This window comes from Janthinobacterium pasteuri, assembly GCF_051380775.1.
In the GTDB taxonomy this organism is placed as follows: domain Bacteria; phylum Pseudomonadota; class Gammaproteobacteria; order Burkholderiales; family Burkholderiaceae_D; genus Janthinobacterium.
This window is the reverse complement of sequence record NZ_JBNYXS010000003.1, coordinates 43,464-57,890: the sequence shown is the minus strand read 5'-3', so window position 1 is coordinate 57,890 and position 14,427 is coordinate 43,464. Positions and strand designations below refer to the sequence as shown.

The 14,427-nt window shown below is 62.6% G+C and carries 16 protein-coding genes; 10 read left to right on the top strand and 6 right to left on the bottom strand.

Translation table 11 applies throughout. The features are described 5' to 3' along the window. Nucleotides 1-19: 19 nt before the first annotated feature. Together ACQ4WN_RS04555 and ACQ4WN_RS04550 are read left to right on the top strand one after the other, a co-directional pair. A complete protein-coding gene (locus ACQ4WN_RS04555; protein ID WP_436550454.1) occupies nt 20-667 on the top strand; it encodes a response regulator in 648 nt (215 codons plus the stop codon). Nucleotides 668-822: 155 nt separating this feature from the next. Next, entirely contained in the window at nt 823-1,518 is a 696-nt protein-coding gene (locus ACQ4WN_RS04550; RefSeq protein WP_092798371.1) for a Crp/Fnr family transcriptional regulator, read from the top strand. Here the strand turns inward: ACQ4WN_RS04550 and ACQ4WN_RS04545 are convergent. Beyond that, nucleotides 1,515-2,705, bottom strand: a complete 1,191-nt coding sequence (locus ACQ4WN_RS04545; RefSeq protein ID WP_436550453.1) for an MFS transporter — start codon at nt 2,703-2,705, stop codon at nt 1,515-1,517. The two genes, ACQ4WN_RS04550 and ACQ4WN_RS04545, sit on opposite strands and share 4 nt — an antisense overlap. Before the next feature lie 89 nt (nt 2,706-2,794). Between ACQ4WN_RS04545 and ACQ4WN_RS04540 the strand changes: the two genes are divergently transcribed. After that, the gene (locus ACQ4WN_RS04540; RefSeq protein ID WP_436550452.1) at nt 2,795-3,247 is read left to right on the top strand and encodes a winged helix-turn-helix transcriptional regulator; all 453 of its coding nucleotides are present in this window, start codon (nt 2,795-2,797) and stop codon (nt 3,245-3,247) included. Further along, a complete protein-coding gene (locus tag ACQ4WN_RS04535; RefSeq protein WP_436550451.1) occupies nt 3,244-4,461 on the top strand; it encodes a D-amino acid dehydrogenase in 1,218 nt (405 codons plus the stop codon). Before ACQ4WN_RS04540 ends, ACQ4WN_RS04535 begins: the two co-directional genes overlap by 4 nt. On the opposite strand, the gene ACQ4WN_RS04530 is transcribed toward ACQ4WN_RS04535, so the two are convergent. From ACQ4WN_RS04530 to ACQ4WN_RS04520, 3 genes are all read right to left on the bottom strand, one after another. Beyond that, nucleotides 4,436-5,527, bottom strand: coding sequence for a hypothetical protein (locus ACQ4WN_RS04530; RefSeq protein ID WP_436550450.1), 1,092 nt, complete (start codon nt 5,525-5,527; stop codon nt 4,436-4,438). The two genes, ACQ4WN_RS04535 and ACQ4WN_RS04530, sit on opposite strands and share 26 nt — an antisense overlap. A gap of 69 nt (nt 5,528-5,596) precedes the next feature. Next, nucleotides 5,597-6,628 carry a MerR family transcriptional regulator gene (locus tag ACQ4WN_RS04525; protein WP_436550449.1) on the bottom strand — a complete coding sequence of 344 codons (1,032 nt, stop codon included), beginning with the start codon at nt 6,626-6,628 and terminating at the stop codon, nt 5,597-5,599. A gap of 71 nt (nt 6,629-6,699) precedes the next feature. Beyond that, nucleotides 6,700-7,605 (bottom strand): LysR family transcriptional regulator, encoded by a 906-nt coding sequence (locus ACQ4WN_RS04520; RefSeq protein ID WP_436550448.1) that lies wholly within the window; start codon nt 7,603-7,605, stop codon nt 6,700-6,702. Between the two features lie 97 nt (nt 7,606-7,702). Between ACQ4WN_RS04520 and ACQ4WN_RS04515 the strand changes: the two genes are divergently transcribed. Beyond that, entirely contained in the window at nt 7,703-8,770 is a 1,068-nt protein-coding gene (locus ACQ4WN_RS04515; protein WP_436550447.1) for an SDR family oxidoreductase, read from the top strand. Here ACQ4WN_RS04515 and ACQ4WN_RS04510 read toward each other — a convergent pair. After that, nucleotides 8,757-9,752, bottom strand: coding sequence for an SMP-30/gluconolactonase/LRE family protein (locus ACQ4WN_RS04510; RefSeq protein WP_436550446.1), 996 nt, complete (start codon nt 9,750-9,752; stop codon nt 8,757-8,759). The two genes, ACQ4WN_RS04515 and ACQ4WN_RS04510, sit on opposite strands and share 14 nt — an antisense overlap. An 87-nt stretch (nt 9,753-9,839) precedes the next feature. Further along, entirely contained in the window at nt 9,840-10,082 is a 243-nt protein-coding gene (locus ACQ4WN_RS04505) for an Imm32 family immunity protein (protein ID WP_436550445.1), read from the bottom strand. A gap of 228 nt (nt 10,083-10,310) precedes the next feature. Here ACQ4WN_RS04505 and ACQ4WN_RS04500 point away from each other — a divergent pair, with 228 nt between their 5' ends. The 5 genes from ACQ4WN_RS04500 (at nt 10,311) to ACQ4WN_RS04480 (ending at nt 14,385) form a co-directional block, all read left to right on the top strand. After that, nucleotides 10,311-10,547 (top strand): hypothetical protein, encoded by a 237-nt coding sequence (locus tag ACQ4WN_RS04500; RefSeq protein ID WP_436550444.1) that lies wholly within the window; start codon nt 10,311-10,313, stop codon nt 10,545-10,547. Between the two features lie 163 nt (nt 10,548-10,710). Then, the gene (locus ACQ4WN_RS04495) at nt 10,711-12,081 is read left to right on the top strand and encodes a hybrid sensor histidine kinase/response regulator (protein WP_436550443.1); all 1,371 of its coding nucleotides are present in this window, start codon (nt 10,711-10,713) and stop codon (nt 12,079-12,081) included. A gap of 72 nt (nt 12,082-12,153) precedes the next feature. Next, a complete protein-coding gene (locus ACQ4WN_RS04490; RefSeq protein WP_436550442.1) occupies nt 12,154-12,570 on the top strand; it encodes a hypothetical protein in 417 nt (138 codons plus the stop codon). After that, on the top strand, nt 12,567-14,012 hold the full coding sequence (locus ACQ4WN_RS04485; RefSeq protein ID WP_436550441.1) for an ATPase domain-containing protein: 1,446 nt from the start codon (nt 12,567-12,569) through the stop codon (nt 14,010-14,012). The genes ACQ4WN_RS04490 and ACQ4WN_RS04485 overlap by 4 nt, the downstream gene beginning before the upstream one ends. A 127-nt stretch (nt 14,013-14,139) precedes the next feature. Beyond that, a complete protein-coding gene (locus ACQ4WN_RS04480; RefSeq protein WP_070257558.1) occupies nt 14,140-14,385 on the top strand; it encodes a hypothetical protein in 246 nt (81 codons plus the stop codon). Nucleotides 14,386-14,427 lie beyond the last annotated feature (42 nt).

The following is a 14,427-nucleotide window of genomic DNA, read 5'->3' as shown; positions in this document are numbered from 1 at the left end:
AGTCAGAAGAAACAAATACGTGAACGCTCCAATCAAAATCCTGCTGGTCGACGACCATACCTTGCTGCGCAGCGGCGTCAAGCTGCTGCTGCAGCGCAATCCTCAATTCCAGGTGGTGGGAGAGGCATCGAACGGGCTCGACGGCGTGCGCCTGACGGCCGAGCTGCAGCCCGACGTGGTGCTGATGGACTTGAACATGCCCGGCGTAACGGGCGTCGAAGCGCTGCAGCTGATCTTGCAGGACATGCCGCAGATGGTGGTGCTGATGCTGACCGTATCGGAAAACGCAGCCGACCTGGGCGCGGCACTGCGCGCGGGCGCACGCGGCTACTTGCTGAAAAATATAGAAGCCGAGCAGCTGGGCCAGGCAATCTGCCGCGCCGCCGCCGGTGAATCGGTGATTGCCGACGCCATGACGGCCAAGCTGGTGTCGCAGTTCCGCGCGGGGCAGAACGCGCCCCAGGCCGACTACGACAAATTGACGCCACGCGAGCGCGAAGCCATGGCCTGCCTGGCGCGCGGCCAGAGCAACAAGGAAATCGCGCGCCAGCTGGACGTGGCCGAAAGCACGGTGAAAATCCACGTGCAAAACATCCTCAAAAAGCTTAAGCTCAGCAGCCGCGTGCAGATCGCCGTGTATGCGGTGGAGCGCGAACTGGGCAAATAAAAATCAAGCAAAGCGCAAATAGGCCACAAGGAATGCGCGATTGTTTGATCTGCATGGCGTTCCGGCCTAGACAACCCTAGTTCCTTTGACGTATGGCCTTGACGCTGCCTGCGCATTACACTCTTAGTCATTCGCTAATCTAATAAGAGAGTGTCATGCATAAGGTCAACGTCGATGGCTTGCTATCGAGCCAGGCTCTGTTCCGCCATATTTCCCCTTCGCAATTAGAACAATTGCGCCAGGATGTCGTGCGCGTCGAAGTGGAAAAAGGCAAAGTGCTGTTCCGCAAGGGCGAAGTGGCGGAAGGCGCCTATGTGGTGGTCTTCGGCCTCGTCAAGCTGAGCGTATTCTCCATGGAAGGTACCGACAAGGTACTGGAACTGATTCGCCCGGGCCAGAGCTTCGGCGAAGCCATGATTTTCCTCGATGAACCATACCCGTTCTGCGCCGAAGCGCTCGAGCACTGCCTGCTGCTGCGCATCCCGCCGCACGCGCTGCTGCGCCTGCTGGACCAGTCGCCGCGCATCGCGCGCCAGATGATGAACAGCCTGTCGCATCACCTGATGGGTTTTATCCGCAACGTGGAGCGCTGCTCCGTGCAGAACGCCACCCAGCGCGTGGTCGAGTACCTGCTGCAGGCGTCGGACCAGCAGCGTTCGAACGAAGTCAAGCTGGACCTGAAGAAAAGTCTGCTGGCATCGTTCCTGAACCTGGCGCCCGCCACCCTGTCGCGCGTGCTGCACCAATTGACGGACTTGCATTTGATTAAAGTCAGCGGTTCGCTGATCCAGATCCAGCCTGATGCCTTGAAGACGTACCGCCACGGTTCCGCCACGGCGCTCTTGAACTAAACTTTTTCAGCAGGCAAGGTCAGCCGCCAGAATAGCAGGGCGAGCAAGCTGACCCCCGCGCCCAGCGCGCATACGCCATGCCAGCCCGCCAGCGCATACACGCTGGTGGCGGCAATCGCTCCCACACCGCTTCCCACCGCATAAAACAGCATATAGCACGCTACCAGGCGGCTGTGCGCGTCGCTATCGTGCTTGAAAATCAGGCTCTGGTTCGTCACGTGGATGGCTTGTCCTGCCAGGTCCAGCGCGATGATGCCGACGACCAGGGGCCACAGGGCCATACTGGCAAAGCCGAGTGGCAGCCAGGCGGCCAGCAGCAATAGCAGCGCCGCGCCCGTCGTCCATTGCGCGCGGCCCTTGTCGGCCAGCGCCCCGGCACGCGCCGCGCCCAGCGCGCCGATCACGCCCACCAGGCCAAATGCGCCGATGGCCGCGTGCGTATAGCCTTGCGCCGTCAATGGCAGCACCAGGGCACTCCAGAAAATATTGAATACGGCAAACATCAGCAGGGCCAGCATGCCGCGCACGCGCAGCACCTTGTTATGCAGCAGCATGTCCAGCATCGAGGCAATCAGCGCGCCGTAGGCCAGCCGTTGACTGCCCGGCTGCGCCGGCGGCAGCTTGCGCCACAGCAGCAACAGCAGGGCGCAAGCCATGGCCGCCGAGACGAAATACACGGCACGCCAGTCGGCGAGATCGGCCACTACGCCGGACAAGGTGCGCGCCAGCAGCAAGCCGATCACCACGCCGCCCTGCGCCCTGCCCACCACCCGGCCCCGCTCGTGGCTGGCCGCCGCACTGGCCGCGTAGGCGATCAAGCCTTGCGTCATGGCCGTGCCCAGCAAGCCCACCAGCAGCATGCCGCCCAGCAGGGCGGCCGTGGAGCGGGCGCAGCCCAGCGCCGCCAGGGTGATGGCCAGCAGGCCCAGCTGGATCAAGGTCAGGCGGCGCCGGTTCAGCATGTCGCCCAAGGGTACCAGTAGCAGCAGGGCCAGCGCGCAGCCGATCTGCGTGGCCGTGATGACCATGCCGCTGGCGGCGTCCGTCATGCCGAATTCGTGCGCCAGGGTGGCGAGCAAGGGCTGGGCGTAATACACATTGGCCACGCTGAGGCCGGCTGCCGTGGCAAACAGCCAGACGAGGGTGGGGGGAAGTGCGGTCGTGAGGGGAGGGTTTGTGTCGCGCATAGGATGGTATATAAGTGGTTTCAAATTAAAACCAGTTGGAGTCTACGCCGGGAAGTTTTAAAATGCAACCACTCAATCAAGGAGGCACCGTGGCCAAACGCAAAAGCCTGAAAACCGACCCCTGTCCCGTGGCGCGCGCGCTCGACGTGATCGGCGAGCGCTGGTCGCTGCTGATCGTGCGTGACGCCTTCGACGGCATGCGCAGGTTTGGGGAATTCCAGAAAAGCCTGGGCGTGGCGAAGAATATCCTGGCCGACCGCCTGCACACTCTGGTGGAAGAGGGCATTTTTACGGTTGCGCCCGCCTCGGATGGCTCGGCTTACCAGGAATACGTGCTGACTGCCAAGGGGCTAGGCATTTTTCCCGTCGTGGTGGGCTTGCGCCAGTGGAGCGAGGCGCAGTTGTTCGAGCAAGGCGAGGCGCACTCGACCCTGCTGCAGCGCAGTTCAGGCTTGCCCGTACGCCGCATCGACGTGTTGGCCGAGGATGGACGCACCTTGCAGGCGGGCGATACCGTCGTGCACAAGGTGTCGCCACTATGAAGCGCGTGGCCGTGCTGGGCGGGGGCATCACGGGCGTGACGACGGCGTATGCGCTGGCGAAACGGGGCGTGGACGTGACCCTGATCGAGCGCCGCCGCTACGCGGCCATGGAAACGTCGTATGCGAATGGCGGGCAATTATCCGCCTCGCACGCGGAAGTGTGGAACCACAAGGCGACGATATGGAACGCGGTGAAATGGATGGCGCGGCGCGATGCACCGCTGCTGCTCCATCCCTGGCCCAGCTGGCACAAGCTGAGCTGGTTTGCACAATTTCTCGCTGCCATGCCGGACTACGAGCGCAACACCATCGCCACGGCGAGCATGGCGATCGCCGCGCGCGAACACCTGTTTGCGTGGGCGCAAGAAGAAGATATCGACTTCGATCATCGCCGCGCGGGCATCCTGCACATCTACCGGGAGCGTGCGGGCTTCGAGCGGGCGGCCGGCGTGTCGCGCCTGCTGGCGCAGGGCGGCTTGCAGCGGCGCGCCGTCACGCCGCAGGAGATGCGCGGCATCGAACCGGCCCTGGCGGGCGATTTTTACGGCGGCTACTACACGGACAGCGATTCCACGGGCGACATCCACAAATTCACCAGCGGCCTGGCCGATGCCTGCTCCCGCCTGGGCGTGACATGCCGCTATGGCGCGCAGGTGACGGCGCTGGCGCGCGAGCACGGCAAGGTGCGCGTCAGCATGGGCGAAGACAGCACCCGGTTCGACGCCGTCGTCATCTGTGCGGGCACGGCCAGCCGCGCCCTGGCGGCATCGCTGGGCGACCATGTGAATGTGTATCCGGTGAAAGGCTATTCGATTACCGTGCAGCTGGACGACGCAGCCAGCCAGGCGGCCGCGCCCAAGGTCAGCCTGCTTGACGATGCCACCAAGCTGGTCAGCAGCCGCCTGGGCGAGGACCGGCTGCGGGTGGCGGGCACGGCGGAATTCAATGGCGTCAATTATGATATCCGCGCCGACCGCATTCGCCCGCTGCTGCAGTGGGTAGAGCAGTGTTTTCCTGGCGTGAATACGCGCAAGGTGATCCCGTGGGCGGGCTTGCGCCCCATGCTGCCCGCCATGCTGCCGAAAGTGGGGCCGGGCAAGGCGCCGGGTGTGTACTACAACACGGGCCATGGCCATCTGGGCTGGACCCTGGCGGCCGCGACGGCGGAGCTGGTAGCCGAGGTGGTGGCTAGTTCTTCGGCAGCAAATCGCTGAGCGCGGCGCGGCCCTTGACGGTGAGGAAGGGGCCGACCTTGCTGTAGGGCAGCAGGAAGTCGTTTTCGCAGCCGCTGCCGTTCGAATCTTCCCAGAACGACACGCCCTCCCGTTTCAAGGACAGGTGGAAGCGGCCACGGCCGTCGTAATCCGTCCCCTTGCACTCGGCGTCGATCTTGACGTCCTTGAACAGCGCTTGCCGCAGGCGGACCGGCAATTCTGCCTTGTCGTCGCCATCGCTGGCGCTGGCGCCAAACCAGTTCCACACGTCCGTTTCCTCGCCTGTTTTCGCGTCCCAGGTGCGGAAGCGGATGGAGATACCGTTGGCGCCATAGCCGGCCGGCCAGCGGTAAAACTTGATCGTCACCCAGCGCGGCGACCAGTAGGTGGGCTCCGCATACACTTCGTCTTCCGTCGTAAAACCGTTGCGGCCCAGGTATTCGCGGCGCGTGGCATAGAAGTCTTCCAGATCCTTTTTATTCTTCGCCAGCACGGCGCGCAGTTGCGCATTGATTTTCGCCACGCCATCGCCGGGGGCGATCAATTCCGCCGTGATGGTGTCACCCACTTGCAAGTTGCGATATTGCTTGCCTTCGAAGGCGATGGCTTTACTCACCCTGGTGCCGGGAAAGTCTTCCAGCGCCAGGTTGTAGGCATCGCTGGCGCAGGACGGGTGTTCGCGGTCGCCCGCCGCTTCCAGCAGGGTCAAGGCCATGGGCAGGGTCTTGCCGCTTTTTGGGTCCGTCCAGGTGCCGGTGAGCTTGTCACGTAGCTTGCCGCCCTGCGGCGCAGTGAGTTTCCACGTACCCGTCGTGTCGCCCTTGGCGTCGGATTCGTTCCAGTCGCTCTTGCCGTTCGGCTTGGCCAGCATGATGGGCGTCTTGTAGCGCGTGTAGTAATAATTGCCGCTGCGGTCAGCCCCTTGCGTGGGACTGGGCTGGTTGAAGCAAGCCACGATATTGGCCTTGCCCAGGGTACCTTGCCACACCCCTTGCACGGGCGGCTCGGCCGCCATGGCCAGATTCAGGGCGGGCAGGGTCAGACATACAAACAAGAAGCGGCGCATCGGATTTTCCGGTGATTGGCGATGGCCGATTCTACATGGCCACCACCTGGATGTGCCGCACGTCAACTTTTATGCTGGCTTTTCCTGCGCCACCACGGCCATCGCCGCGCCCAGGTATTGCAGCATGGCCCCATCGACAAAGCTGCCTTCCATCAGGCGCGGTTCCTGCTGGTGCGCCTGGCGAAATTTCAGCTGCGTGGCCGGGTTCGTGCCCGCATACGAACGGAACAGCTCCAGCCACTGCCGCGCCAGTTGCAGCACGGCCGGGTCGGTGGGCGGCGTGCGCGCATCGATGGCGGCGCGCACGGCGGCGATCAGGGCCGGCCACTCGCCCGAGCGCTTGCCGTAGTTGGCGGCCAGGTACGCGTATTCCTGTGCATCGAGGAAAGGGCGGTACAGCGCAATGCGCGAGGCATTGAAGGCGGCGATGATGAATTGCATCAAATCCGCATCGATGCTGGTCGTCGCTTGCATGGAGGGCTCTTGCGCGTGCATGTCGTTCAGGCGCGCGAACAGGCCAGGGTGGGCGCCCGTGTCGCGCACCAGCTTGACCATCCATTGCGTGGCCAGGGCTTGCGCTTGGGCATCGCCGGCGCCGGCGCCCGCGTCTTTGACGGCGCGCACTCTTGCTACCAGTTCTTTCCATTCCTGTTCCACGGCCGCGTCCGACAGCAGCGGCATTTGTTGCAGTTCTTCAGGGCTAAAGTATTTGTCGTACATGGTCATCAACTCCATTGTGGTGAGCCACTCGGCCAGTTCCGGGGTCTGCCCCTGCGCCAGTTGCGCCTGCAAGCTGCACAGGCGTACACGCAAGGTGGACGCCTGCGCGATCTGGCGCTCCAGCATGGCGATCTGCTGCGCCACGATGGAATGCAAAGGAAGATCCGGCCCGGCGAGTGCGTTGGCGATATCGGCCAGCGACAACCCGAACTTGCGCAGCGCCATGATCCGGTGCAACCGGTCCATGTCGCTGTGCTGGTACAGGCGGTAGCCAGCGGGCGTGCGCACCGAAGGCGAGAGCAGGCCGATGCTGTCGTAATGGTGCAGGGTGCGGATGGTCAGGCCCGTGAGCCTGGCCAGTTCACCGATTTTCAACAGCATCGTCTTCTCCTTGTCTTCAGTGCGTGCAACCACGATGGCGCCTGACGCTACGTCAGGGTCAAGGGATATTTTCAGCTGATTGTCAGCCGCTGCCGCAGTTCCTGCAGCAGGGTGCCCGTTTTCGGCGTCAGCTGGCGCGCCAGCGGCCACGCCAGGGAGAGCGGCAAGCCTGGCGTGGCGCAGGCAGGCAGTACTTCGACGATGGCGCCGCTGGCCAGGTGCTCCTGCACCAGCCAGGTCGCCTGCTGCGCGATGCCCAGGCCGGCCAGCACGGCGGCCGTCTGCGCTTCGGCGTCACCCACCGTCAGGCGTGGATGGACCGCGCGCCGCTCCATCCCGTCCTCGCCGGCAAACAGCCACGGCGCCGGCGTGCCGTCACCCCGGCCGTAGGCGATGCAGTCGTGGCCATCGAGATCCGCGATATCGGCCGGCGTGCCGCGCTGCGCCAGGTAGGCGGGCGCCGCGCAAAAGATCAGGCGCTCTTCGCCCAACGGCATCTGTCCCAGCGTTTGCGGCCAGCTGCCTGGCGCACCGATGCGCACGGCGATATCGATGCGCTCTTCGAACAGGTCGGCAAAGCGGTCGCTGAAGGCGATCGATGGCTGCAGCCGCGGATATTTTTCGCACAGATCAATCAGCGCCGGCATCACGCGCAGGCGGCCATACGATGCCGGCACGCCGATGCGCACCTTGCCCGCCAGTTCCGTCGCATGCTCGGCCAGCACGTCTTCCGCGTCCGCCAGTTCCTGCAGCACGCGCTTGCAGGTGGCGTAGTAGGCGCGGCCAGCGTCGCTCAGTTTCAAGCGCCGCGTGCTGCGCTCGAACAGCAGCACGCCCAGCCGTTCTTCCAGCCGTGCCACGCTCTTGCTGACAGCCGAGCTGCTCAGGTGCAGGCGCTCGGCCGCTTTCGTAAAACTGCCCGCGTCGGCCGTGGCGAGGAACGGTGTGAGGCCTTTCAAATGTTCCGATGAAAACATGATTCGCGAATTTTATTCATGAATAAGCTGAAATAGTATCGCGGATAAGAATTGGTGTCGCGGATATGATGTTTTTTTCTTTTGGAGGCACTCTTTCATGCAAAAACACGCCCTCATCATCGGCGCCAGCGGCGTCATCGGCAGCAACCTGGCGACGCATCTGTTGGCGCAAGGCTGGCAGGTGACGGGCGTCTCGCGTGGCCGCACGCCAGTCCCCGCCGGCTGCGTAGCGCTGCAGCTCGATGCGACGGATGGCGCAGCGGTCGCCGCCGCCCTGGCGGGCTTTGACGCCAGCCACGTCTTCTTCACGGCCTGGGCGCGCCAGGACAACGAGCAGGAAAACATCCGCGTCAACGGCGCCATGGTGGCCAATGTGCTGGCCGCGCTGGGGCCATCTGGCCACCTGCGCCACGCGGCGCTGGTGACGGGTCTCAAGCATTACCTGGGACCGTTCGATGCGTATGGAAAGGGCAGCGTGCCCGTCACGCCATTTCGCGAAGAGCAGGGCCGCCAGGACGTCGACAATTTCTATTACGAGCAGGAAGACCGTTTGTTCGCAGCGGCCACCCAGTACGGCTTCACGTGGAGCGTGCATCGCCCGCACACCATCATCGGCTACGCGCTGGGCAATGCCATGAACATGGGCCTGACTCTGGCCGTGTATGCGAATTTGTGCAAGGCCAGCGGCCAGCCGTTTGTCTTTCCCGGTTCGTCCGCGCAGTGGCATGGCTTGTCCGACATGACGGACGCTGGCCAGATTGCGCGCCACCTGGCGTGGGCGGCCGACAGCCCCGCCGCGCGCAACGAGGATTTTAATATCGTCAATGGCGACGTGTTCCGCTGGAAGTGGTTGTGGCCACGCCTGGCCGCGTATTGCGGCGTGGCAGCGGCAGACCTGCCCGGGACCATGGCGCCGCTGGCCGGCCGTATGCAGGATGCGCCTGCGCAATGGCGTGCCATCGCGCAGCAGCATGATCTGGTGGAAACGGACATCGGTCGCCTCGCGTCCTGGTGGCATACCGATGCCGACCTGGGACGGCCGATGGAAGTGATGACGGACATGGGCAAGAGCCGCAAGGCGGGCTTTCTTGATTACCAGGATACGCAGGATGCCTTCATCGCCCTGTTCGAACGCCTGAAGGCGGAGCGCGTCATTCCGCGCTGACCTGCTCCGCTGCGGCCGGTGGCGGGGCTGCCGCTGCCGCCGCATTGCTCTTGTGCTGCTGCGCCCGCTGCCATTCCAGGCCCGGCCTATCGACGCGGAATTGCAGCAGGCGTCCCTGCACCACTTCCGTCACGTAGGCCGTGCGGCCATCGGGGCCGCCGAAGGTGATGTTGCTGGGCTTGGCGCCGGGCACGCTGATCTCGCGCAGGATGCGCCCTTGCGGCGACAGTTTCACCACCGTGCCCTTGCCGTAGCGCGTCACGTACAGGTTGCCATCGACGTCCACGCGCATGCCATCCATGCCGAAATCGTCAAACTTGATCAGCAGGCGCTTGCCGCTCAGGCTACCGTCCGCGGCGATGTCATATATCCAGATAGTGCGCTGCACGCTTTCGTTCACGTACAACATCTTGCCGTCAGGGCTCACTTCGATGCCGTTGGCCGTGCCCATGGTGTCGAGTGCCAGCGTCACTGTGCCATCCTGCGCGATGCGCCACACGCGGCCCGTGTTTTCCTTCCAGTTCGGGTCGCTCGCATACAGCACGTCGTCCTGCGTGATGGCAATGTCGTTCGGTTGCGTCATGCGCGGCTCGCGTGCGTGGATGGACAGCGCGCGCGTGGCCGGATCGACCAGGTAGATCGTGTGTTCCATGTAGTCGGCCAGATACATCTGGCCCCGGCTGCCGAAGCGGATGCCATTGGCGATGCTGGTGCCGGGCAGGCTCAGCCACACTTCGCCGTTGCCATCGGGACGTACCTTGCCGATGGTTTGCTGGCGCGCAAAGTTGACGGCATAGATATTGCCATCCGCATCGACGGCCGGGCCTTCGATGCCCTTGGTGAAGGAATGCGCAGGCGTGAAGGTGGTGGTGAGGAACAGCGCTTCGTGCGCGGGCGGGCTGGCGCAGGCGTACAGGTTGGCCAGTGCGGCGGCCAGTACGGCGGTGCGCAGCCAGGGCAGGGCGGTGCGGGTATCGTGCATCAAGGATCTCTGTATGGCAAGGGTGGCGTATGTTACCTGACGCGCGCCAGCCGGGGCGCCATTGTATGCCTTACCCCAAGCCTCACCTCAGGCCGCCACGACGATGAGGTCGGGGAAGTCGTCTTGCCAGCCGGCCCATGCATCCTGCAGGTGCGCGTGCATGCCGGCGCGTTCTTGCGCCAGATCAAACTCGTCGGCGCTGGCCAGCAGAAAATGGGCAATGGCGCGCAGGGTGGCCGGGTCGGCGTGGATGGTCATGTCGGAGCAGGGCAGCGCCTGGTCGGAAGGCGTGTCTTGCAGGTAGCAGTGCAGGGAAAGGTGCGTGGTCATGGAGTTTAATTATCGATATGGGAGCCCAGCAAGCCGGGTATGCAACAGGTTGTCAATGCGCGAGACTATTTCGTCAGGCGGCCTGATGCGTATGTAGTTGATTTAAATGGAATTCGAGCCGCATTACGCTTACTTTGAGCCGCATTGCGGTTACACTAAGTCAGACTATACTTTAATAAGAGCCATGCTTCTTGTTCACGGCGGCGCAGGCAATCCCACGGAGGCATCATGTCTTATGCTAATCCCACCACCCATAATGGGTTCCTGATCTCGGCCTACGCCTGCGAACTGCCCGAGGGGTGCTGGCAGGGACAGTTGGTGCTGAGCAAGTGCGGCTTTGAAGATGTCCGGCAAGCCAATCTGGAAAACCGCAGCACGCAGCACGAGGCGGAGCAATCGGCCCTGGCCATGGGGTGGCAGCTCGCCAATTACGTGTTACCAGTGCGCACTGTTGACGATAAGTAATCTAATGCTTTCATTTCGTAAGGAAAATAGAGTATCGTGCTTAGTTAGAAAGTAATACACCGTATGCAGCAATAGAGCTGGCGTGCGCGGCGATGTCTGAGTGAGCGCCGCGGAGCGAAGAGTTGTCCTTGAGGCCGGCCCCCACAAGCCGGACACCGTCACCATGCACCACACAGCACTCTCGCCGGATCCTGAGGATGCGCCCGCCCAGCAGTTGCCAGCCGAGCCAAATTTGCATGCCTTGCACGATCGTGAAGTCAAACTGCTGCGCGAAACGATCAATCAATTGTTGAGCATGGCCAAGATGCAGGTGCAGGAGAAGGATAAGTCCGACGCCTTCGGCCTGTTGGTCAAGCAGTTGCGCGAAGCCAATCAAAACCTGGTGCTGGCAACGTTTGGTGCACAGGACATGCAAGCGTCCGCGGAAGCGACGACCGTGCGCCAGACGGAGTTCCTGGCCATGCTTGCGCATGAGTTGCGCAATCCTTTGCAGCCGCTGGCGATGGCCAATGATTTGCTGGCCAAGAAGGTCGACCTCGATCCCCAGCTGGCGCACGTGCATGGCGTGATCGGCCGTCAGGTGGCGCACATGGCGCGCCTGATCGATGATTTGCTTGATGCATCGCGCGTCAGTAGCGGTAAGATCACCTTGCAACTGGCGCCTATCCTGCTGAGCGACATCATTGCCAGTGCCGTGGAAGTTGGCCAGGCCAGCATCAGTCTGCGCCAGCAAGTGCTGAGCGTGAGCCTGCCGAAGGAAGCGCTGGTCATCGAAGGAGATCTGGTGCGTCTGACGCAGGTGTTTGCCAACTTGCTCATCAATGCAAGCAAGTTTACACACGAGTTTGGCCATATCGACATCGTCGTCAGGCGCCACGATGATGTGGTGGAAATTGCCGTCAGCGACGATGGCGCCGGCATCGCCCTCGATATCCAGCCCTTCATCTTCGATTTGTTTACCCAGGGCTTCCGCTCGCTGGAGCGGGCGCAGGGCGGCCTGGGCATCGGCCTGTCGCTGGTGCGCACCATTACCCAGTTGCATGGCGGCACCGTGGACGTGTTCAGCGCTGGGGTCGGCTTTGGCAGCCAGTTTGTCTTGCAGTTGCCCTTGTCGTCGCTGGCGCCGCCGCCGCCGGGCATGCAGGCGGAACCTGCGGCGTGCGCACTGCCGCGCCGCGTACTGCTGATCGAAGATAACGCCGATGCGGCGGAAATGCTGGCGCTGCTGCTGACGCAGGACGGCCACCATGTCGACGTGCGCAATGACGGCCCCAGTGGCTTGCGCGCCGCGCTCGATGCGACTTACGATGTGATCGTGTGCGATATCGGCTTGCCGGGCATGGATGGCTTCCAGGTCATCAGTGCGGCACGCGCGGCCCTGGTGCCGCCTCTGCCATGCTTTGTCGCCGCATCCGGCTACAGCCAGCTTGGCGAGTACGACCGCGCCGGCGAGGCAGGGTTTGACCATTACCTGGTAAAGCCCATCAATATCGACGCCTTGTCGAAAATAATCACGGCAAAGGCTCCGCGCTGATGGGCGAAGGAGCCCTGATGCTTTTTTTTAACATGGTCCATGCACCGAAAACCGCAGAGAAAAGATCCGATTATGGCCACAGTCCATGAACAGCGGCAGCGCAGGATAGAGCACGCGCTGTTACGCGACCCAGGAGCGGTGGTAGACGTCAGTATTCGCCTTTGGGAGCAACTGGCCACTGAATTGAATCAGATCATAGGTGAGCGGGGCGTTGAGTCGATGTATGCCCGCAGTCTGCACCAGAGTGAGAAACAATTTAGCTGGTTGACGCCCCATCCGCCGCAAGCACTGGAAGCTGCGATGACCTCCCTGCGCGCCAGCTTGCAGGGACAGGCGGACACCGCCGCCTGCGCGGCAAGCACAGCGATGTTGATGCACTTCATCAATACCCTTATTTTATTAATTGGCGAACTCTTAACGAATAGCATCCTCCTCAGAGCCTGGGGTGATGACGTTGTGAATAATGCTGGAACGGAGCCGAACGAATGAACAAAGTCACCATCCATCGCCTGGAAACTGGCGTGCCGGGACTGGACGAACTGCTGGGCGGCGGAATACCGGAATTTTCTTTCAACCTGGTGGCGGGCACGCCAGGCAGCGGCAAGACGACGCTGGCGCACCAGATCATGTTTTCCCTCGCCACGCCGGAACGCAAGGCGCTGTTTTTCACGGTCCTGGGCGAGCCACCGCTGAAGATGCTGCGCTATCAGCAGCAGTTTCCCTTCTTCGATGTAGACAAGATCAACCAGTCGATCAAATTCGTCAATCTGTCGGCTGACTTGCTGGAAGGCGATTTCGACCGCGTGCTGGCGCGCATCGCCGAAGAGGTCGAAGCGTTCTCGCCCAGCCTCGTCTTCGTCGACTCGTTCCGCTCCGTGGTGCAGTCGGCCAAGGCCATGGACGCGGGACCAGCCGGCCTGCAGAATTTCGTGCAGCAACTGGGCGCGCAAATGACCAGCTGGCTGGCCACGACCTTCCTGATCGGCGAATACCTGGCGCCCGAGGCCGAGTCCAGCGCGGTGTTCACGGTCGCCGACGGCATCCTGTGGCTGTCGCAGCTCGTGCACCGCGACGCCATGGTGCGCAAGATCCAGGTGGTCAAGATGCGCGGACAGGCGCAAAGCCTGGGCGTGCATACCTTCCGCATCAATGATGATGGGGTGGAAATCTTTCCCCGCGCAGTGCTGAAGACGAGCGGCATGGCGAAGGTCAGCATTTCCGGCAATGAGCGCCTGTCGATGGGCGTGCCGGAACTCGACCGGATGATGGGCGGTGGCTTGCCGGCCGGCTATTCGCTGCTGCTGGTGGGACCGTCCGGTTCCGGCAAGACCGTGTTGGCCACGCAATTTCTCACGGAAGGCGTGCGTTGTGGCGAGCCTGGCGTCATCGCCGCCTTCGAGAAAAGCCCGAACCAGCTGCTCAGCCATCAGCTGAATACCCTCGTCGATTCCGGCCAGATCGGCGTGATCAACACGCGCACGCTCGACCTGTCGCTCGATGAAATCCTGCATGACCTGGTGAGCATGATCACGCGCATGAAGGCCAAGCGCGTGGTGATCGACTCGCTGTCCGGCTTTGAAATGGCGCTGGCCTCCATGTTCCGCGAGGATTTCCGCGAATCGTTGTACCGCCTGGTGGCGACCTTGACGGACATGGGTGTGTCCGTGCTGATGACGGCCGAGCTGGAAGACCAGTACACCATGCTGCGCTTCAGTTCCTACGGCAATGCTTTCCTGGCCGACGCCATCGTCATGCAGCGCTACATCGAGCTCGAAGGCCAGTTCAAGCGCGTCGTATCGGTGGTGAAGGTACGTGGCAGCGGCCACAGCAAGGATATCCGCTTCTACGATATCGACGCCGGGGGCATGAAGATCGGCAACGCCCTCAGCCAGTACCAGGGCATCCTGTCGGGCGAGCCTTACCGGGCCTAGGGAAACGCTGTTGGTGACCGCTGAGTTGAGGCGTATGATGGAAGTGCGGCCATGCCGACGGTGATGGCTGCATGCAGAGGAGACGGATGATGCGTCTTCTGTGCGTCCGCACTGATCAATAGGAGATATGATGGACAAACCCGAATTCATCCTGGCCGCGAAAGCCATGGAAACGCTGGAAATGTATCAGACCTTCTACGGCCATTCGCAGGAATATCAGGCGCATCAGCAGGAAGTCTTGAAACTGCTGCGCCACAAGGGCGCCTCCCTGCTGGTGTCGGAACATGGCCCGGCGAAGTTTTTATTGGCGTTTGCCGATGCGCTGGAAGCGGCCAGCTTGCCGGGCGAGTATGTGCCGCTCAGCCGCAGGTAGGGCGGGCCGCTCCCTGCAGGGGAGGTCGTCTTCTGCGGGCGG